At 36.8% G+C, this 19,433-nt stretch carries 18 protein-coding genes; 6 read left to right on the plus strand and 12 right to left on the minus strand.

From position 1 onward, the window contains the following. Positions 1 to 59: 59 nt before the first annotated feature. Positions 60 to 515 carry a DUF6147 family protein gene (locus GHT08_RS15865; protein ID WP_163582449.1) on the plus strand — a complete coding sequence of 152 codons (456 nt, stop codon included), beginning with the start codon at positions 60 to 62 and terminating at the stop codon, positions 513 to 515. Between the two features lie 108 nt (positions 516 to 623). Here GHT08_RS15865 and GHT08_RS15870 read toward each other — a convergent pair whose 3' ends face one another. Together GHT08_RS15870 and GHT08_RS15875 are read right to left on the minus strand one after the other, a co-directional pair. Next, entirely contained in the window at positions 624 to 1,385 is a 762-nt protein-coding gene (locus GHT08_RS15870) for a DUF4367 domain-containing protein (RefSeq protein WP_163582450.1), read from the minus strand. A 2-nt stretch (positions 1,386 to 1,387) separates the two neighbouring features. Beyond that, the gene (locus GHT08_RS15875) at positions 1,388 to 1,954 is read right to left on the minus strand and encodes an RNA polymerase sigma factor (RefSeq protein WP_163582451.1); all 567 of its coding nucleotides are present in this window, start codon (positions 1,952 to 1,954) and stop codon (positions 1,388 to 1,390) included. 255 nt (positions 1,955 to 2,209) lie between these two features. Here GHT08_RS15875 and GHT08_RS22490 point away from each other — a divergent pair, with 255 nt between their 5' ends. The 3 genes from GHT08_RS22490 to GHT08_RS15890 all read left to right on the plus strand — a co-directional run bounded on the left by GHT08_RS22490 (position 2,210) and on the right by GHT08_RS15890 (position 3,514). Then, complete coding sequence (locus tag GHT08_RS22490; RefSeq protein ID WP_337747657.1) at positions 2,210 to 2,293, plus strand: hypothetical protein; 84 nt, start codon at positions 2,210 to 2,212, stop codon at positions 2,291 to 2,293. A gap of 93 nt (positions 2,294 to 2,386) precedes the next feature. Then, on the plus strand, positions 2,387 to 2,800 hold the full coding sequence (locus tag GHT08_RS15885; protein WP_163582452.1) for an Rrf2 family transcriptional regulator: 414 nt from the start codon (positions 2,387 to 2,389) through the stop codon (positions 2,798 to 2,800). 75 nt (positions 2,801 to 2,875) lie between these two features. Beyond that, on the plus strand, positions 2,876 to 3,514 hold the full coding sequence (locus GHT08_RS15890; protein WP_163582453.1) for an NAD(P)-dependent oxidoreductase: 639 nt from the start codon (positions 2,876 to 2,878) through the stop codon (positions 3,512 to 3,514). Positions 3,515 to 3,589: 75 nt separating this feature from the next. Here the strand turns inward: GHT08_RS15890 and GHT08_RS15895 are convergent, their stop codons facing one another. After that, positions 3,590 to 3,826, minus strand: coding sequence for an indolepyruvate ferredoxin oxidoreductase subunit alpha (locus tag GHT08_RS15895; protein WP_163582454.1), 237 nt, complete (start codon positions 3,824 to 3,826; stop codon positions 3,590 to 3,592). Positions 3,827 to 3,902: 76 nt separating this feature from the next. Continuing rightward, the gene (locus GHT08_RS15900) at positions 3,903 to 4,523 is read right to left on the minus strand and encodes a superoxide dismutase (protein WP_163582455.1); all 621 of its coding nucleotides are present in this window, start codon (positions 4,521 to 4,523) and stop codon (positions 3,903 to 3,905) included. A 180-nt stretch (positions 4,524 to 4,703) separates the two neighbouring features. Between GHT08_RS15900 and GHT08_RS15905 the strand changes: the two genes are divergently transcribed. Next, positions 4,704 to 5,333 carry a helix-turn-helix transcriptional regulator gene (locus GHT08_RS15905; protein WP_163582456.1) on the plus strand — a complete coding sequence of 210 codons (630 nt, stop codon included), beginning with the start codon at positions 4,704 to 4,706 and terminating at the stop codon, positions 5,331 to 5,333. Positions 5,334 to 5,361: 28 nt separating this feature from the next. On the opposite strand, the gene GHT08_RS15910 is transcribed toward GHT08_RS15905, so the two are convergent. Continuing rightward, a complete protein-coding gene (locus GHT08_RS15910; RefSeq protein WP_163582457.1) occupies positions 5,362 to 5,808 on the minus strand; it encodes a hypothetical protein in 447 nt (148 codons plus the stop codon). A 378-nt stretch (positions 5,809 to 6,186) separates the two neighbouring features. On the opposite strand from GHT08_RS15910, the gene GHT08_RS15915 reads away from it, so the two are divergent. Continuing rightward, on the plus strand, positions 6,187 to 7,758 hold the full coding sequence (locus GHT08_RS15915) for a Vga family ABC-F type ribosomal protection protein (RefSeq protein ID WP_163582458.1): 1,572 nt from the start codon (positions 6,187 to 6,189) through the stop codon (positions 7,756 to 7,758). Positions 7,759 to 7,766: 8 nt separating this feature from the next. Here the strand turns inward: GHT08_RS15915 and GHT08_RS15920 are convergent, their stop codons facing one another. The 7 genes from GHT08_RS15920 to GHT08_RS15950 all read right to left on the minus strand — a co-directional run bounded on the left by GHT08_RS15920 (position 7,767) and on the right by GHT08_RS15950 (position 18,754). Further along, entirely contained in the window at positions 7,767 to 8,456 is a 690-nt protein-coding gene (locus GHT08_RS15920) for a DUF624 domain-containing protein (protein WP_163582459.1), read from the minus strand. Positions 8,457 to 8,469: 13 nt separating this feature from the next. Then, positions 8,470 to 10,863 (minus strand): glycosyl hydrolase family 95 catalytic domain-containing protein, encoded by a 2,394-nt coding sequence (locus GHT08_RS15925; protein WP_163582460.1) that lies wholly within the window; start codon positions 10,861 to 10,863, stop codon positions 8,470 to 8,472. A 25-nt stretch (positions 10,864 to 10,888) separates the two neighbouring features. Beyond that, positions 10,889 to 12,943, minus strand: a complete 2,055-nt coding sequence (locus tag GHT08_RS15930; protein WP_163582461.1) for a glycoside hydrolase family 65 — start codon at positions 12,941 to 12,943, stop codon at positions 10,889 to 10,891. Positions 12,944 to 12,970: 27 nt separating this feature from the next. After that, positions 12,971 to 15,235, minus strand: a complete 2,265-nt coding sequence (locus GHT08_RS15935) for an AraC family transcriptional regulator (RefSeq protein ID WP_163582462.1) — start codon at positions 15,233 to 15,235, stop codon at positions 12,971 to 12,973. A gap of 107 nt (positions 15,236 to 15,342) precedes the next feature. Then, positions 15,343 to 16,890, minus strand: a complete 1,548-nt coding sequence (locus GHT08_RS15940) for an extracellular solute-binding protein (protein ID WP_163582470.1) — start codon at positions 16,888 to 16,890, stop codon at positions 15,343 to 15,345. Between the two features lie 28 nt (positions 16,891 to 16,918). Continuing rightward, on the minus strand, positions 16,919 to 17,788 hold the full coding sequence (locus GHT08_RS15945) for a carbohydrate ABC transporter permease (protein ID WP_163582463.1): 870 nt from the start codon (positions 17,786 to 17,788) through the stop codon (positions 16,919 to 16,921). Further along, positions 17,789 to 18,754 carry an ABC transporter permease gene (locus tag GHT08_RS15950; RefSeq protein WP_193568315.1) on the minus strand — a complete coding sequence of 322 codons (966 nt, stop codon included), beginning with the start codon at positions 18,752 to 18,754 and terminating at the stop codon, positions 17,789 to 17,791. It abuts the gene before it with no gap. Positions 18,755 to 19,433: the final 679 nt, after the last annotated feature.

A 19,433-nucleotide genomic window follows, 5' to 3' on the forward strand; every position in this document is an offset into this window, starting at 1 on the left:
TTACTATTACTTACGTCTAACATTTGTAACAAAAAAATCCTTGGAAAGGAATGGTTTTTATGCAAATGTTGGGTAAAGCTTTACTAACATCATGTGTTCTCATTATTGGATTTTTTCTTTATACTTCAGACATCGATGCTTCAGAGCAAACTACTCCTCAAATCAAAGAGGATATTATTAGTGTCCAATCAACTAACTACATCAAAGAGGGGAATTCTTCTATAAGAAAATTAGATTCGAAAAGAATTGGGAGCAATTGTGATACATCTAGTTATTCATCTGTTCAGAAAATTACTTGCACGATTAACTTACAAGTCAAAAATAAATCAACGGGGCAATGGGTAAATACGGGCAATAGTAAAAGATTTGTTGACAATTCCAGTTCCTATGTTAGTGGTAGTGTCCATTTTACAATCGTGAAGGGCTATGAATATCGTATTCGCACTGTCCACTCCATTACGCATAATAGTAGCTATGAAAGCTTAATCTCCGTAACACCGGGATTAAAATTTTAAAAAAGTAAAATGGATTATTGATTTAGAGGCAAAAAAAGAGTTTCGTATATTGAATTTGATACGAAACTCTTTTTAACTTTCTTCAGACATTTTGTAAGTGTCGGTAGTTCAATAATCTATAGATTCGGCGACTTTAATAAGTTGTTCTTTATTTTCCGAGCCTTCTAGGAGCCAGTTCGTTTTTGGCGTGCTCCATATGATTTGTATATGACCATCCATAAATTCTATCAAACGTGCCTCTCCACCATCTAGTTCGATTGTTTTAATTTCTGTGTCCTCATTATCAACTACTTTAGCAGCAGAGAAATCATCAGGTTGATACGTTTGATATAGCATTATTACATCGTTATCGTTCAGATTGTTTACATATTCAAGCTGAACCTCTCCTGCTGATACCTCTTCATAAAACACAGTAACTGATTCTAATTGATAACCGTCAGGTAAATAAGAGGGAGCAAAAATATTAAAATCTGTTTCGTCTTGCGCCTCTTCGAATGTCATCTCTTTGCTTTCTCCCGGAACTGCATTTGTTGTAATGTTATCAAAATCAGGAAGAGCATCCGTTGATGGTTCCTTTTCATTTGTTGTTTGGGTAATTTGTGTCTTATCACCTTCTGTTGTGACAAACATGTTCACAAACCAATCAAAAGCTTGCATTTGATTAGTTTGAACAAAAGCAGAGCCCATCACAATAACTATAATCATTGCTACCGCTAACAAACTTTTCTTCGGGATCTTCTTCTGATGTTGATTAGTTTGCGATATTTCACTTATGATTGTCTCCCAATTTTCATCCTTGGAATGCGGTGCCTCTTCTACTTGCTGGTAATCCTCGTTAAGCCATTCCTTCCAGTTTTGTTCTTCATTCATCTTTATTCACCACCAATCCATTGCCGTTTTGGATCACGTTGTACTTTCTCTTTTATCTTATTTCTTGCACGATGAAGTCTTGTTTTTACAGTAGATTCATTTATATGTAATGAATCTGCAATTTCCTTAATGGATAAGTCATGGATATATCTTAACAAAATGATTTCTCGGTATTCTGCTTTTATCTCCTTTAATGATTCCAACAATTCTTCTTTTACTAAATTATTCTCTACAATATGTGAGGTGTCCAAACCTTTTTCTTTCATATTTCTTTCTTGTATCGTGATATCTTCTGTTAGCACTTCGCGTGCTCCTTTTCGTTTCCTTAATACATCAATGGCAGTTCTTGTAGCAATAGTGGAAAGCCAGGCACCCATCCGTTCTCTATCTTCCAAGCGGTGCATATGTTTATAAGCTTTCACAAACGTTTCTTGTAAAGCATCTTGAGCTAAATGGCTATCTTTTGTAATAAAATAGACATCACGGTAAACTCTCGAATAAAACATATCATATACTAGACGGAATTCCTCATGTGTAGGTTCCGATTTTTTAAATATTTTTTTCAGCATCCTATTTACACCTTCTTCCATCAATCATACAAATTATAACATTTTCTTCAAAAGATTAAACCATTTATAAATCTCTTTTTTTGATCATTTTTTTTGTAACTTTTTTCATATTGCTGCGTGATATAGTTAGAATAGAAAGGAGGAGCAAATGGGATCAACTGATCAAATATATCAAAAATATTTTCAAGATATTTATCGCTTTCTCCTTAAGGAATCAAACATTATGGTGTTGTTATTACAGGACCGTCAAAAGAAATTTTATCTTTGGAAGAAATTAATGCTATTGCTGTGTTACAAATCGATGAAGCAAGACTTTGGAATTGGATGAGTAGAGAGTAGCAGAAAAATTTTGCTCTCTTTTTGTCTGCTGTCATGCTACATTGACAACCAAACTACTTACAACTAGAATAATAACAATGGTGGTGAACGAGAATGATAAACACTCGCTTTTCAGTAGCAATACATATCCTTACACTTGTTGCAACGCAAAATGATAAAGGTGTTACATCAGATTTCATAGCAAGGAGTGTTAACACAAACCCTGTCGTCATTCGGCGTATTGGTTCTTTATTAAAAAAAGCAAACCTGTTAAAAGGTGGACCTGGTGTAGCCGGCTATTCTCTCGTAATAGAACCTTCAGAAATTACGTTACTAGATATATATCGAGCTGTAACGTCAGAGGGAGAATTATTTGCAGTGCACGATCACCCTAATCCGAATTGCGACGTTGGCAGAAATATTCAAGCCACACTGGACATTTCTTTAACCCGTGCACAAAAAGCTATGGAAAATGAATTAAACAAGCAAACATTAGCTGATATTATTCAACATCTCTCTATACAATAAGGAGATGTTTTTTTATTGACTTCAACACAAAATGTAACTATAATTGTTACAATTAATCCAAAGGAGGAATTGACAATGAAAATTGGAATTATCGGGGCAACTGGGAAATCTGGTAAACTGATTACACAGGAAGCACTTCATAGAGGACACGAAGTTACTGCAATTGTACGTAGTCCGGAAAAAGTGGACAATAAAGACGTCGATATCGTGAAAAAAGATATATTTGATATGAAGACCGAGGATATTAAAGACTTTGATGTTGTTGTCAATGCTTATAATTCCCCACAAGGTGAAGAGCATCTACATATCGAAGCTCATCGTGTATTAATCCATGCTTTCCAAGGAACTGATACACGCCTTATCGTTGTTGGTGGCGCAGGTAGTCTATATGTTGATGAAGAACAAACAACACATTTATACGACACACCTGACTTTCCTGATTTCGTATATCCATTAGCTTCCAACATGGGTGAAGCATTAGAGGAATTAAAACAAACAGAAGATGTCAAATGGACACACTTAAGTCCTGCAGCAATGTTCGATCCAGAAGGGAAACGAACTGGCTCCTATCAAAAAGGAAAAGAAAATGTCATCACTAATAAAGCAGGAGAAAGCTATATCAGCTATGCAGATTACGCCATCGCTCTACTAGATGAGATTGAAAATCCTGAACATATAGAAGAGCGCTTTACTGTTGTGGGGGAAAAAGAATAAAGGATCATTAATGTATTGAATAAAGAGGAAAAGCCCTGGTAATGTGATACATTACCAGGGCTTTTTTCGTCTAAGTTAATTCCCAAAAAATGCTTCTGCCTTTTCTAAATACGGCTCTTGATCTTCAGTCAATTCATATTCTTCCACGATCGCATCAACTGGACATACCGCTACACATGCACCACAATCAATGCAGATATCTGGGTCTATATAAAATTGGTCTTTTCCTTCTTCGATGCAATCTACCGGGCATACTGTTGCACATTCTCCGGCTTTTTCTGTTTCACAAGGTGCTGTTATGACAAATGCCAAACTAACCATCTCCTCTCCATAAAAATAAGTGGAAAGATGCCTTCCATCCTTCCACTCATCCGAAACGAACTATTATTTACTTCACAGCCGCTTGGAATTTTTCTGCGACAACATCCCAATTAATAACATTGTAGAAATTAGCAATGTAATCAGGACGTCTGTTTTGATAGTTTAAGTAATATGCGTGCTCCCAAACATCGATGCCCAGGATAGCTGTTTTACCTTCAGAAATTGGATTATCTTGATTTGGCGTGCTTGTTACTTCTAGCTTTCCATCTGCATTGACAACTAACCAAGCCCAACCAGAACCGAATCTAGTAGCCGCTGCATTAGAGAATTGCTCTTTAAATTGATCAAAGCTACCAAACGCTTCATCAATCGCTGTCGCTAATTCTCCTTCTGGTTTATCAGCTTTAGATCCCGGAGCGATTACTTCCCAGAATAATGTATGGTTGAAATGTCCACCACCATTGTTTCTCACTGCAGTACGAATATTTTCAGGTACGCTATCTAAATCAGATAAAAGTTCTTCAAGACTTTTATTAGCTAAAGCATCCTGTCCTTCAAGTGCTGCATTTAATTTTGTAACGTATGTTTGATGGTGTTTTCCGTGGTGAATTTCCATCGTTTTTTGATCAATGTGTGGTTCCAAAGCGTCAAACGCATAACCTAACTCAGGTAAAGTAAAGTTTGCCATATGTAAAACCTCCAATAATATTTATTATACCTTTTAGTATAAAAAGTATAATTATATGTTATAATACTTTTATCAATAATTCAACCAGTTTACTTCACATTTTCCATTTATTTCAGTTTGGACAAGTATATTGTATAATGAAAATAATAAGAATAGGGAAGCCAACATAGGAGGAATCCCATGACACAACTAACAAAAACGACAAAAGATAGAATATTAGAATTATTAAAGAAAGAAGTTTCCTTATCTGTCAATGAACTTATCGACCTTTTAGATATCACGCATATGGCAATACGCAAACATTTAACTACATTAGAGAAAGATGGTCTTGTTTCCAGTCACCATGAGAAAAAGGATATTGGCCGTCCAATCCAAAAATTCTTTTTAACGACAAAGGGGAAACGTCTATTTCCTAATAATTATGAATCGATCAGTGTTGAGTTCTTAAAAGATATTCAAGCAATACACGGAAAAGACTCCATTGAACAGCTTTTTGAAAATCGCGAAGAGCGACTGACACAGCAATATATCGACCTTGTCGATAAATCCTCAAACCTAGAAAAGATGCGAGATATCGTCCATATCCAAAACGAGAAAGGCTATATGGCGGAATTATCTCAATATGAGGATGATCAGTTTGAGATTGTTGAATATAATTGTCCTATATTTGCGGTGGCAAAGGAATTTCATATCGCCTGTCGATGTGAAACAAGCATGTTTAAGAAAGTGTTAGGGACAGAAAATGTAGAGAGAGTGCAATGTAAAACTGAGGGGAATAATCATTGTCGGTTTAAGGTGCAATTCGAATAATAAAGGCCTGCATCTGTCAGGTCTTATTTTATTTCACTTCCACCATAAACGTATAATGCGCCTCTCCATTAGACCATTCCCCAATCACTTCGTAAATTACTTTCCCTTTATTAGGAGCCTGTATCTGATTATTCATTGACGGTATTTCTTCCATTCTTTTTTCTTCATCCCATAAATAAACAACAATCTCAGGATTGTAATCAGCCGTGAATTCTATGTCACTGTTATCTTCAACTTTTATTGGATCGAGCTTTTTAGCTATCTGATTTGGAGAAGGAGCATCAGTTTGAATCGCTTTCGTTGTTCCACCGTTCTTCATTTTCCAGCTAAAGGGACCAGTTTCCAATGAATATTCTTGCTTTTCAATAATTGCATACATAGATGGAGGGTGTCTCAAGTTATTTACGGAATCGTTATCATTCAAGCCGCAACCAGTAATGATCAGTAAAAACGAAAAGACAATAAATCGTGGCATCTGCTAATTCTCCTTTCTTTTACTATTAGTCGCTTTTAATTATTAAAAGGTTTCATCGGAACTTTTATCTATTGACTTCTCCCCCCTATTTTTGTAAACTTTGGTTAACTAAATGCGAAAGGGTGAGCCTTGGGCCAATGAAGTTATAATCCTATTCTCTCATAATATTTTCATAAAGAACGTCATTCCACACATGGGATACGTATGTCTTTATGCAGAATATTCAGGATAGGATTGATACTCATTGACCGGCTCAGATATAAGGATACTTCCATCCATATCCTTATGCATATTTGCCTTTCATACGGTATTGCCTCCTATTCTGAATGTGAATAAGGAGGCTTTTTGTTGTCTCCGAACCGGAATGGAGCGAATGTTATGTTACTACAAACTAAGAATCTTATGCTCTCTGTAGAAGCAAGAACGCTATTAGAGATTGACTTACTGGAAATATTTGAAGGCGACCGAATTGGGCTCGTTGGGAAAAATGGGACTGGCAAAACAACCTTATTGCACACACTAGCTGGAAAATTAACACCTGAGCATGGAACTGTAACACACTATGGAACAGTTGATCTTCTGCCTCAGTTAAAAGAAGCTGATGGTTATAAAAGTGGTGGCGAAATTACCCAAAACTATATTCAAAGAGCTTTTTCCAATCAAAGTAGTATCCTATTAGCCGATGAACCGACTACCCACTTAGACACGAACCATATCGAATGGGTAGAAAATAAGCTAAAACATTGGCAAGGTGCTTATGTTATCGTCTCACACGACCGCGCATTTTTAGACGCGACTTGTACGAAAATATGGGAAATCGATCAGGGGAAGTTATATGAATATCAAGGTAATTACCAACAATTCAAAGACCAAAAAGAACAGGTCCTACTTCAGCATCAACAGGAATATGAAAAATATCAAGCCAAGAAGCAACAACTAGAAAGAGCTTTAGCACTAAAATCAGAAAAAGCGGAAAGAGCTACCAAGAAACCGAAAAACACAAGTGCGTCTGAAGCAAAAATAACAGGGGCAAAACCCTATTTTGCTAAAAAACAAAAGAAACTCCAACAAACAGCCAAATCGATTGAAACCCGACTGGAAAAGCTTGAAAAAGTAGAAAAACCTTTCGAAGAAACACCGATTAAAATGGATTTACCAAATCAAGAAAAATTGTCTGGCAAGGTACTTATTCGGGTGGAGAATCTAAATGGTAAAGTAGGCAATCAACTGCTATGGAAACAAGCCAATTTCCTTATAAAAGGTGGAGATAAACTCGCTATTATTGGAGCAAACGGAAGTGGTAAAACAACTTTAATTAGGAAAATTCTTCACGATGAAGAAGGTGTTCACCTTTCTTCCGCCTGTAAAATAGCTTATTTTAAACAAGACTTATCGATTTTAGATCCAGAACTTTCAATTTTGGAAAATGTACAAGAAAGTTCGATTCATAATGAAACATTAATCCGAACAGTACTCGCTAGACTCCATTTTTATCGCGATCAGGTTCATAAGAAAGTTGGTGTTTTAAGTGGCGGCGAACGCGTTAAAGTAATACTTGCAAAGTTGTTCCTTAGCAATAGCAATACATTGGTCTTAGACGAACCTACCAACTTTCTCGATCTAGAAGCAATGGAGGCATTGGAAAAGTTGCTTACAGAATACGAGGGTTCCGTCATTTTCGTTTCTCATGATCGACGGTTCGTTGAAAAAATAGCAACAAAATTGGTCACTATCGAAGCAAAACAGGTTACCTACTTCGATGGAAACTACCAGCAATTTAAAAATCGGGAACAGACGACTGCTAAAGATGACCATGATGAACAATTGCTGATCATTGAGACAAAAATAACAGATGTTTTAAGCAGGTTAAGTATCGAACCATCAGAAGCACTTGAAAAAGAATTCCAACAATTATTGAAAGAAAAGCAACAATTATCAAAGAAGCACTGATCTTATGGTCAGTGCTTTTCTAGTTTAATCGAACTTGTATGAATTTTTATAAAAACAAGCAATGCTAAAAATACTAATATAGAACCAGAAAAGAATGGAATGAGAAAGGGTAGCCATTGTGTCATGACATACACAAAGGTTAAACTAAGCATCCCTAGTGACATCGACAATAGTGGATGTCCAAACATGATAATTCCTACTTGTTTTAATAACTGACGCACTCTGCTATCGATCGTTACCGCCGCTGAAAGTAGATGTAAATTATAAATAAGCGCGAAAAAACCAAGGACAATAAATACATAAGTGAAGGTGATGTTTCCTGTCCCCATTACGTAGAAAAAGTCAATTAATAGAACAGCCCAAAAAATCGTAGATATCACGCCTATTTTCATACCTTTCTTATAATTCAGCCAGGTATATTGCCAGAAATCAGTAAGGAGCTTGACATCTTCCTTTTTAATAAATTGATGTACAATCGAAAATAATGCAATAGTAGTTGGGTAGAACACGAAAGGTGATAACATTATTAGTAGCCCAAATAATACTACTATCACCCCTATCTCATCTGCCATTAACAAATTCAACACAATAAAAAAAATCGGTATATTACAAACCGTCCAAATAATATTAGCAAACGAAAATTTATAGATCCAATCAGCAATCACATAAAATCTACCCATTATCCCTGAATTTTGCATGTTCATCACCTTTCTATTTAGAAAAGAAACGCAAACTTTGTTGTGCCGACAATTGTATCTGATAATATGATTCTCCTAACTCAGATAGCGAGACTTTTCCGTTTCCTTCCCATTCATATTTTAGGTAAGAAGGTAACCCTAATGTGATAGTTGTTTCACGCTCTGCTTTTAAGACGGTAGAAAAAGTACCTTTTAATAAATCCCAACGAAAGCTTATCGTACCCGTACAGAAGTGAAATGTATCAACTTTACCTGATTTCCAATCATCAGGTAAAGCTGGCAAAAGCTTCACTATTGTTGGTGACACATAAATCAACATTTCCTGAATAGCGTTTACAATACCTAAATTAGCATCCATTTGCACTGGTGCATAGTCAATTTCCATCGTCAGCCCCATATTACGCCAATCATTATGGACTGTATAAAAGTTATTTAATAAACAAGATCTAGTAAGGTTTTCGAGACAAGTACTTGCTTTAGTTGCATCTTGTAATCTTGCATAAATACTTGCCATATGAGCAAAAGACCAGCTTGTTTGTGCTCCTAACTTTCTTTGTTGTACCGCTTTTCGAAATGCCTCAAATAGCGGTTCTTCCTTCTCTTTGACTAATTCTTGCCCAGGGAAAATCGGATAAATATGGGAGAGATGCCGATGTTCATTATTATCTTCAAATGGAGCGCTCAGCCATTCCCTAATGGCTCCATCCTTATTCACTCGATAGGGCGGAATTAGTTCAAGCATTTTCCCCCAAATAGATCGTTCCTGTTGATAGATCGAAACGATTGAACTACCTTCTATTAAATTAGTAAGTAATTCCTTCATCACAGCAAAATCCATCGTAGCATTTATCGCTGTTGGCATTGGATGGGCAACTGACTCACTAATTTTAGGCATGAAATTTACAGGTGTATTCTCTGGTGATACAGAAGGATAATACTGATAATAACCATCCTGACCAACTTCTAAAAAATCTTGATAAAAATCCGCCACTTCTTTCATAAAAGGTAATGCATGTTGCTTCAAATATTCCTGATCTCCTGTAAATTGATAATATTGATAAAAATGCTGGGCTAACCATCCGGCTGCAGCGGTCCAATTCATAATAACCGGTACTAATTGATTTGGTTTCCCAATACCTGGTGTTGTCCCTGCAGGTATATAGATCCCTCGACAACCAAATAACTTTCTTGCATTATCACGAAAATCAGCCATCAAAGACTGATAATACTCCATTAACGTAAGACTGAATTCTGATAAACCACCTACTGAAGTATGCCAGTACATCATTTGAATGTTCTCATTAGCCATCCGATGACTCCACATTAAATGGTAATCACCATGCCACAACCCATACATCGAAAATGGTTGACCACCTATTTTAGTACCTGAAATAAATAAATACCGACCAAATGACCATAATTTTTCATAGAGCCTCACTTTAGCTTCCCCACTACTATAAGCGTCTAAAAGTAACACTTCATTTGACCATTCCTCTTGGTCATCTGTTAGTTGTAACTTGGAGGAAAAATATAGTGGCTGATAAACTTGCACATGATTGTCTAATAATTGCTGATATGTTGCTGTCACATTAGCGAGCTCTTCTTTTAATACTGGCCATTGCAATGAACTACTTGCTTGAACAAACACTTTTACAAAGATTAATAAACTAGTAACATTTATACAGCGTAATTTCTCTTGATCTGTGATCACTTCCCCGTCCTCTGCAATTACTCTAGCAACTGCCCCAAACTCTGTATCATCCTCATTCGTAGCTTTATAGAATAGATAATTGTCCTCCGTACTCCATTCCACTGTATCAGCTAGTTCTTGGTATCTTTTCTTCATATTTGGTGAATTAGTTGGATGTAAGTCAAAGTTTAATATGGCATCAATAGCATTAGCTTTATTGGAGCTAACTCGATAAACGATCAAATTATCAGAACGGGAAACAAACAAATCCCTCGTATATGTTGTATCATGTTCAGACCATGTAACCCGGACTTCACCAGTTTCCATGTTAATGCCTCTCCTATAATGGCTAAATCCTTGGTCACACGGCATCTCCAGTTGCAAATCTACTAGTGGCAACGGACATGCTAACTTTGAATAATAACCTTGTTTTTTCACTTCATTTGTTAAGTGCCAATTCGCTTCCTGATATTCTCCATCCTTCATCAAAGCTCGTGTCTCTGTTAAAGTGTGACTAACGTCAGGCAATTCTCCTTTCACACCCATATGCCATAATTGAGAGTGATTAATTAAGATGGTCTCTTTCTTGATCGCCCCGTATACTGCTGCTCCTAGTTCACCGTTCCCGGCTGGCAAAGCCTCACGCCACATGTTTCTCCACCATGAAGCCGGATATTGTAAGACAAGCTTGTTTCGATCAGGCACATTATCAAACAATTTATTGCCCTCCTTTGACCAATACTTAAATATAGGTTTGTAAACCTTCTGCTTGAACAGTCCACTTGCCGTTTTTAGGAAATCCTGGATATCTTTCACCATTATGATCGTCCCAACCGGCTATCATCATAGCGATAGCAGTTAACAAGCCTCCATTACCAGGCAAGTATGCTGACAGCCCTGGTCGTTGATAATTATGTCCATTAGGTAAATGGGTATTTTTCACGGCATCCATTAATAAAAAGTCGATAGCAAGTTCTGCTTCACCTAACCGCGCAGCTGTCATGGCACACATTGGAAAATCCCATCCCCAGGCAGTATCCCATTGCCACTCATCTTTCACCTTTAATAAAGTATTTTTCATTATATCGTTGTCTATCAGTGTTCCTGGTAAAATACCAAGCGCTGCCACCATCGAAGGATGATCATGATTTTTCTCCATAAAGGTATTATCACAATTTTCATGTGCAAGATATACGCCATCTTTGTCTCGAGGTTGTTTTAAATGATCTACAACATGTTGCCATTTCTCATTTGGGGTATGCCCTAATCTTTTCGCCCATTTCATTGCCGTTTCCAGACCATATTTCCAATATTCAAGTTCATAAGGAGGGTTTTTAGATTCCTCCATTCGGTGACATTCTTGTGCCGGAATTAAAGGTGGCCCTAAAACATACAATCCTTCTTTATCATTCCAACTGGCAAAGTCAGCCATGAAATCCGCGGAAGCATAAACTATCTCTTTATATTGATTTAGTACTTCTATAGCGTTATCATCACGGTAGATTAATTCGGCTAACATGATCGGGTGTGGCTGTTGCCAAATCAGTCCAGGTGCTACCGGTGAGGGACTTTGCTTACCATCTATCCCTACCATTTTGGGCCATCTTGCACCTTGATACCCTTGTTGACGGGCTATTTTTTGAGCAATAGGTAAAATAGTTTCATACCATTGCAGACTTCTAGTTAATTTATCAGCTCTTCCCCATAACGGAAAGTGTGCACTGTGCCACCAATGCATTTCTAAATGGGCTTTACCAAACCAACTATTATACATCAGACCCGTTTCTTGTGGAGGAATCGCTCCACTACTGTGAATAGCAGTTAAATACTGAGATAAAATAACTCTGCGCTCTAATTCATCTGCTCTGGCATCAGTGCTTCCCTCGAAACTAACAAATGCCCCCTGTTCCCAAAAATCTTCCCAATATTGTTCAGAAGCCTTCATCATTTCTGTTGCTTCATTCACTTCGATCTCTTCATCCGGGTAAAATGTTACAACAAAGCTATACTGCTCTTGATTACTTGGTGGAACTAGTTGAAATTGATGTGTACGTAGTTGGGAAAAACTCGCACCACTTGTCTTCCATCGCACATAATAACTGTCCTCATCCATTACTCGTTTCAAATAAACGACCTGATCGTTATTGTCCACTTCCATAGTTTGATGCCTGTCAGGGTGATCCCAACTCAAGTTAGTTGCTTTTGCCCAACTATTATCACTTATATTTGGCGATGGAAATGACTGCATGATTTGTAGTTTTCCAGCTGTGATTAAAGATGATGTGATATGAACACCGATTGAATCAGTCTTAGGATCGCAAACCGTCTTGACCAACACCTCTTGATCATTGACGAGATATCGACTAGTTATAATTCCTGACCAAAGATCTAATTCTTGGTTAATATCCGTAATAGCGTCTATGCCTACTTCGTTTTGATTTCCATCAAGAAATCGAAATGAAATTTGCCCTAATTGAACTCGATGAGGGTTTTGCCTTAACCAATGATAAGCCTCTTCTTGATTGCCTGGCTTCATTGGATAAGGAACTTCTCGATCGTAATGGTTAAACAGTTGGTATTCGATATCTCTATCATTATATAAATCTTTCCCTCTACTATAATGCCATCCCCAGTTTGACTGGGTTCCTAAAGGTGTTTCATATAAATGGGGGAAAGTTTGCAAACCCGTAAAATCGACGCTAAAACCAAACTCGCTATTTCCGATCGATAATGGTGATAAAGATTCAATTTGATGTATTTTTGGATTATGTTTTTGAACAACATTTTTTCTATTCATATTTGTTACCTCCGTTTATTAGGCTAGTCATTCTGCATTTAACTTTCTATACTTACCTGGAGTCATCTCCTTGTATTCACGGAACTTTCTGATGAAACTATTTTCATGCTGATAACCTACCTCTAACGCAATATCCGCTATTTTCTTATCTGTTTTAATTAATAACTCCTGCGCACGCTCCATTCTTAGTTTAGTAAAGTAGCCATAAATCGTATCATCCATTTCCTCTTTAAACCATTGACTAGCAAGACTTACACTGACACCAACTGATTCAGCAATTTCTGGAATACCAATTGGTTCGCCTAAATGTACATTCATATATTGAATCATTTTTCGACACATCACATATCTTTTCGAATCATTTAGTTTTTGAATATTTTCAATTCTCTCTGATATTCGTTCCTTAAATAAGTTAGCAACATCCGCCAGATTCATGGTACGAATTTCCTCTGCAGTACGAAAAGTAGCATGTGTAATATCTTTGTTTTCGGTAAAAATAACTTTTCTTACTTGTTCAATAAAATAAAAGGCTAGCTCTGGACTAATATTACTTTTATGAAATAACTGAGATAATGTAGTCACATCATCAATCGATTGCATTGGGTTTTCGAGTGTAATGGATTTCACTAGACTGTCAATTTTTTCTATATTTGTTTCTTTATCTTCTTGACTTTGATCCACTTTTGTATAGATGTTTCCATACCCATCAAACAAACGGTATTGCAGTGCCTCCTCCGCTTCATTCATGGCACTTTTTAGCTCTTGAAATGGAACACCTGACCGATTCAGCCCTACAGAAACAGAAAATCCTAAGATGTTTTTTATATGTGTAAGCGCTATCTTTAAATGATTTAAAACATCGACTTTTCCCTCTAAATGCTGGATAATGATAATCATCTTATCATTGCCAATATCCACTGCCTCTACCGCAAAATGAGTCGATAATACTTCCGTAAGAATATTTGCCATCCCTGACTTGACCACGGAACGATAATTACCAGCTACACTGTCTTTCCAAGCAGGATAATTATCGATCGATACGACTAATAATTGAATATTATCTTCTTGCCATTCTTTAAAATAAGCTTGCCACTTATCTTTCTGCTCGGTTCTGTTCGTTAATCTGCCAATATATATGTCATATAAAAATTTTGATTTCGCTTCGTACTTTACTTTTTTAATCAATTGGTATAATTGCGCATGATCACTGACCAAGTCATCTATGATATCTTCTAAATGTAGTAAGTCTCGTCTATAGAGCGGGTCATCATCAACTGAAAACAATTCTTTCATTCGTCTTATAGGTTTTAATTCAACAGAATTGATAAAGAATATAGCGATTCCGCCAATGACAAGTGCAATTAAAGATACGATAAATACCACATCACGGACTGTTTTTGACTTAGCCAGTATACTCTCCTGCGAGACAACCGACACATATTTCCATCCGGTGAATTCCGATTCCATTTGATTAGCAAGTAGTATCTTATCATTATACGTAATGTCATTTAAATTTCCTTTGCTTATTTCTTCATTAACATACGATACAGTTTCTATATCAAACGTATGATTTTTCGTTGTATGTAGAATCTTATTATTTTGATCTAAAATATATTGCATGCTGTTAGATGGTGGCTCATTAGATGACCTTAATCTTGAAAATAATTCCGACTGATTAAGGTTAATCGCAACAATCCCCATTGTTTCTCCCTGCAAATTTATCTTACGAAATAGGGAAATGTTGGACCCTTTATACTTCGCGCCTTCTGGCAAATTTCGATATTTAACAATTCTTGATGTATCAGCATTAAATTCATCAATCACATTAGTCCACTCTGCATCATTAAAAGTCGCACTGCTAGAGCTGAAGCCTTGCGGGATGGCAACAAAGCTATCACTGTTCACATTATAAATATAAATACTTTGAATAAAAGAAGAGTTTTTGGTAATGGTAGCTAGCTTATCATAAACCTCCTTAATATTTTCATAGGAATTTTGTGATTGGTCCATCAAAAAACGATATACATTATTATCTAATGCTAATTTAACAGCGATTTGATCAGATTCAATTAAATATTCATCAATATAATTCATGTTTATTTTTAGCATTTGGTGCTGTGGTTCATTTAATTCCTGTTGTAATATTTCTTTGGAAGTATGATAAGAAGAAAATCCTACTGTTAGTATAATAAAAATAATAGGTACCATTAAGATTAGTAGTAACCTTACTTGAGTATTAGAAAGATTTCTTCGAAGTATCCTCTGTATCTTAACAGGGAGAAACTTTGACATGAACCCACCCGCTTTCTACGTCTGAGCTTTTTCTCTTCATTATATGAAACTTCTATCATGAAAATAACTCTACTCCCCCTCAGCTAGAAGAGGAGGAGTAGCTCATTTTATTTAGCCGTTTCGTACCATTCCTGGACGCGCTGTGTTACTTCCTCACCTCCGGATTGATTCCATTTTTCGACAAATTCATCAAATTTGTCGATTGACCATTCGCCTATTACAATTTTGGTTAAATATTCTTGGAATAACTTATGGGACTGAATATCTGGATAGCCATCATAAACCGTACTCGGTAATCCATCCCCCGCAATTCTCCTTGCATCTGCTTTACTTACTTCAAAAATATCCCTTACCATTTGCTGCTCATCTTCAGGGAATGAGTTATCAATTCTAATGTCCATTGATTCTTCTGTTGTTAGATTAAGCATTCCCAAGGCAATCGGCTTATCATCTGATGAAGGCAATAATTCCTTTTCTCCATCTACTACTTCATGTTGGACTCCCTCGATACCATATTGAACGAAATCTGCATTTTCAGGATCATAGAAAAAATCCAATAATTTCAATGCATTAGCAGCGTTATCTTCTGACGCTACAGGGATCATCCACTCTGGTTCACCCATGCTTTTTTGTGTAATATACCCTTCAAAACCATCTACTGCCGGAAGAGGCATTCCTACGACATAGGCATCTGGTGCCCCTTCTTTCATTGCCAAGTATCGCTCATGTAAATTGGCTGGGAGGTGATACCAGCTACCGACTAAATTATTATTAATTTTAGCTGTCCAAACATCTCCCTTGTTTAAAAACGTCTCATTATCTAATAATTCTTCTTCATAAAGCTCTCTAATGAATGCAATAGCTGCTTTCATATTCTCTGAAGTACCCGCATAATTAATTTCACCATCATAAATATCCCATTCCGGGTAACCTTCCCACATTGCTACACCAAACATAGCAAATAAATGATCCATCCATCTACCAAACTCCCTACCAGTCGTAGGCAGCTCATCCTGCTCGCCATTTCCATTTGGATCCTGATCACGGAAGGCTATTAACATCTCTTTATACTCGTCTAGTGTTTCAGGCATATCCATACCAACTTTATCTAGCCAATCCTGTCTCAGTAGAGCTGCACGTTCTGGAACTAAATACACTTTAGGAACATAGTATATTTTTCCATCTGGAGATGCAGATCTAACAATATTCCATGCTTCCTCAGGGATTCTTTCCCATACATTTGGTGCGTATTCCGGTAGCAAGTCATCTAATGGTAAAGCGCCTCCTTGGTCGATCAGGGTTTGCTCCACCCCTCCAATCGGTCTCAAAATATCGGGAAAATCCTCTGAAGCAATCATAAGATTAATGTACTCAGCTGGTTCTGAACCTGGTGGTGTTGACTGTAACTCATACTCCACACCTGTGTTTTCTTTAATATATTGCACATGTGGATCATCGCTGTCAGGGATCGTACCTTTGCCCAAATGACTTTTAAACACGCTAACAGTTGTCGTTTCCTCACTTTCTTCTGTTTCTAATTCATCATTTTCTTCATCTTGGCTAGCTGTATCTTCACTATTGGAACATGCTGTTACCAACACCATAATCAACAACCCTACAGAAAATAATAAAAAGCAATAAAAACGTTTTCTCATCATGTCTTACCTCCCCATTTTTAATTAATTATTCTTTTAAAGAACCTAGTACTGCTCCTTTCACAAAGTACTTTTGTAAATATGGATAAACTAATACAATTGGAACCGTAGCAAAAATAATGGTTGCAGCTTTTAAGGTGGTCGTGTTGAAGTCAAAATCACCCATTATTAAATCTACTGCTGCAAGCTCTTCTTCCGATGTAAAAAATGCCCGTAAACGCATTTGTAAAGGCCAAAGAGTCGGATCCCGTAAAAATAGCACTGCTGTCTTAAAGGTGTTCCAATAACCTACAGCATAGAAAAGACTAATGGTAGCTATCACGGGTTTTGATAACTGCAAATAAATCTGAAACAATAAACGAAATTCATTACAGCCGTCAATTCTGGCCGCATCGTCAAGATCTGATGGAATCCCCAAAAAGAACGTTCGCACAATAACCATATTAAATGTGCTTATTAATCCTGGAATAATTAAAGCCCAGATCGAATCCATCAGCCCTACCTCTCTTACGGTTAAAAAGAAAGGAATCATCGGTGCATTGAAAATCATCGTAATGACCATCATTAACATAATCGGTTTACGTAGAAGAAAGTCTTTCCGCGATAATGGAAACGCTGTCAAAACTGTAAACAGCATACTAAGAAAAGTCCCGACTATCGTAATAAATACTGTTACACCAAAGGCTCTCCATAGCACTTCATTTTGGAGAATATGTTCCCATGTCGCCAATGTAAAATCAACAGGTATTAAGAAAACTTGTTTTGAATCGGCAGCAATCGGCGAACTAAATGAAACTGCTAGTAATTGCAACAATGGAGCAATCATCGTCGACGCTAATACGATTAATAAAGTATAATTAAATATTTGAAATAATCTTTCTCCAACAGATTGTTTCATTTACCACAACCCCTGTTCTGATTTTCTTGCAAGCCTATTGAATATCCACAACAGAGCGAAACCTATGACAGACTGAAACAGACCAATTGCTGTTGTTAAGCTATATTGCCCTTGGAGAACCCCTGCTCGATATACATAAGTTTCAATAATATCCCCCACAGAATAAGTCATTGGCGTTAACAAGTTAAAGATTTGGTCAAAACCTAACTCCAAGAAGTTACCGATATTTAATAAAAACAGTACAGAAATAGTAGGTAACAGTAAAGGGAGTGTAATGTAAATAGTTTGTTTAAATCGACTGGCACCATCGATCACCGCTGCTTCATAAAGGCTTGGATTAATCGCAGTTATTGCAGCCAAGTAAATAATGGTCCCCCAACCAACTTCCTTCCAAATCCCTGAAATAACAACAATCGTTCTAAAATATGCTTCTTCTTGCATGAACAGAATTGGTTCGAATCCTAACATTTCTCTAATCGCATTAACTATCCCCTGATTTGCTAATAACTCAAAGACAATCCCACCGACTACAACCCATGATAAGAAGTGTGGTAGGTAGAATAAACTTTGCACTGTCTTCTTAACAATTAATAATCTTATTTCATTAAATAATAATGCTAAAATAATCGGTGCCGGAAACTGAAATATCAATTGATACAAAGCTATTAATGCTGTATTTCTTAATACTTCATGAAAATCTTGATAGTGTAGCAAAGTCTTGAAGTTCTCCAGACCAACCCAAGGACTTGCAAATATGCCTTTAAAAATTTGAAAATCTTGAAAGGCTATTACACTCCCCAAAAGCGGGATATACTTAAAGACAATGTAATAAATAATCCCCGGCAAAATCATCAAGTATAACATCCAATGTCTTCGCACATTTTTGATAAGACCATTTTGAAGTAAGCGATACCAAAAACCAGCTCTCTGTGTTATTACTTGTTCATTTTTTATTTGTCCATCCATGCACTCCCCCCTTTCTTTTCTTCAATAAAATCATATCGTGAATCCCATAAAATAAACAATTAGCCATTTCCACAATAACTATTCAATTCTTATCAGAAGGCAAAATCTATAAATTGTTTAGACTATGTTACTTTTGTTTGTTCTAATATGAAAAACCGGGAAAGCCCACCCGGTCCTGTCCAAAGTAGTTATTTTGACATGAATAATAGGCGTAACAACCGCTGCGGCTTGCCCACTTCGCTTTCCGTGGGGCGTGTCTTCAGCTAACTTTTGTAAAGAAGATCGCTTTACAAAAGTGGATCTTCAGATCACGCTGATCCCGGAGTCGAAGTGGACGCCTACGCTAATTCATGCTCTACAATGAATGTACTCGCTGACATGCCAATTTTATTAAACAGGTTAAGAAAGTTCGAGCAGTTAGCAGTCACAAACGTTGTAGAACAAGTTCATAGCGGAGGCCGTCCACTTCCACTCCTACGGGATGATTTTCGACTAAGATCCACTTTGGTATGCGCTCTTTGCTTACCAAAGTTAGCTTAGGCGAAAATCCCGTGGAAAGGGAAGTGGACAGCTGCAGCGATGGTTTCCTGTACAAACTATTTCAAAATGGCTACTCTGCTTACAAATGCGTTGATACCGCGGATTTTATACTTTCCTATATTATGAAAAAAGACAATCC

This window comes from Gracilibacillus saliphilus, assembly GCF_010994085.1.
Lineage (GTDB): Bacteria > Bacillota > Bacilli > Bacillales > Amphibacillaceae > Gracilibacillus > Gracilibacillus lacisalsi.

Coding starts and splice junctions, on each gene's coding strand:
- GHT08_RS15865 (WP_163582449.1), top strand. CDS start 60: ATGCAAATGTTGGGTAAAGCTTTACTAACATCATGTGTTCTCATTATT.
- GHT08_RS15870 (WP_163582450.1), bottom strand. CDS start 1,385: ATGAATGAAGAACAAAACTGGAAGGAATGGCTTAACGAGGATTACCAG.
- GHT08_RS15875 (WP_163582451.1), bottom strand. CDS start 1,954: ATGCTGAAAAAAATATTTAAAAAATCGGAACCTACACATGAGGAATTC.
- GHT08_RS15885 (WP_163582452.1), top strand. CDS start 2,387: ATGATAAACACTCGCTTTTCAGTAGCAATACATATCCTTACACTTGTT.
- GHT08_RS15890 (WP_163582453.1), top strand. CDS start 2,876: ATGAAAATTGGAATTATCGGGGCAACTGGGAAATCTGGTAAACTGATT.
- GHT08_RS15900 (WP_163582455.1), bottom strand. CDS start 4,523: ATGGCAAACTTTACTTTACCTGAGTTAGGTTATGCGTTTGACGCTTTG.
- GHT08_RS15905 (WP_163582456.1), top strand. CDS start 4,704: ATGACACAACTAACAAAAACGACAAAAGATAGAATATTAGAATTATTA.
- GHT08_RS15910 (WP_163582457.1), bottom strand. CDS start 5,808: ATGCCACGATTTATTGTCTTTTCGTTTTTACTGATCATTACTGGTTGC.
- GHT08_RS15915 (WP_163582458.1), top strand. CDS start 6,187: ATGTTACTACAAACTAAGAATCTTATGCTCTCTGTAGAAGCAAGAACG.
- GHT08_RS15920 (WP_163582459.1), bottom strand. CDS start 8,456: ATGCAAAATTCAGGGATAATGGGTAGATTTTATGTGATTGCTGATTGG.
- GHT08_RS15930 (WP_163582461.1), bottom strand. CDS start 12,943: ATGAATAGAAAAAATGTTGTTCAAAAACATAATCCAAAAATACATCAA.
- GHT08_RS15935 (WP_163582462.1), bottom strand. CDS start 15,235: ATGTCAAAGTTTCTCCCTGTTAAGATACAGAGGATACTTCGAAGAAAT.
- GHT08_RS15940 (WP_163582470.1), bottom strand. CDS start 16,890: ATGAGAAAACGTTTTTATTGCTTTTTATTATTTTCTGTAGGGTTGTTG.
- GHT08_RS15945 (WP_163582463.1), bottom strand. CDS start 17,788: ATGAAACAATCTGTTGGAGAAAGATTATTTCAAATATTTAATTATACT.
- GHT08_RS15950 (WP_193568315.1), bottom strand. CDS start 18,754: ATGGATGGACAAATAAAAAATGAACAAGTAATAACACAGAGAGCTGGT.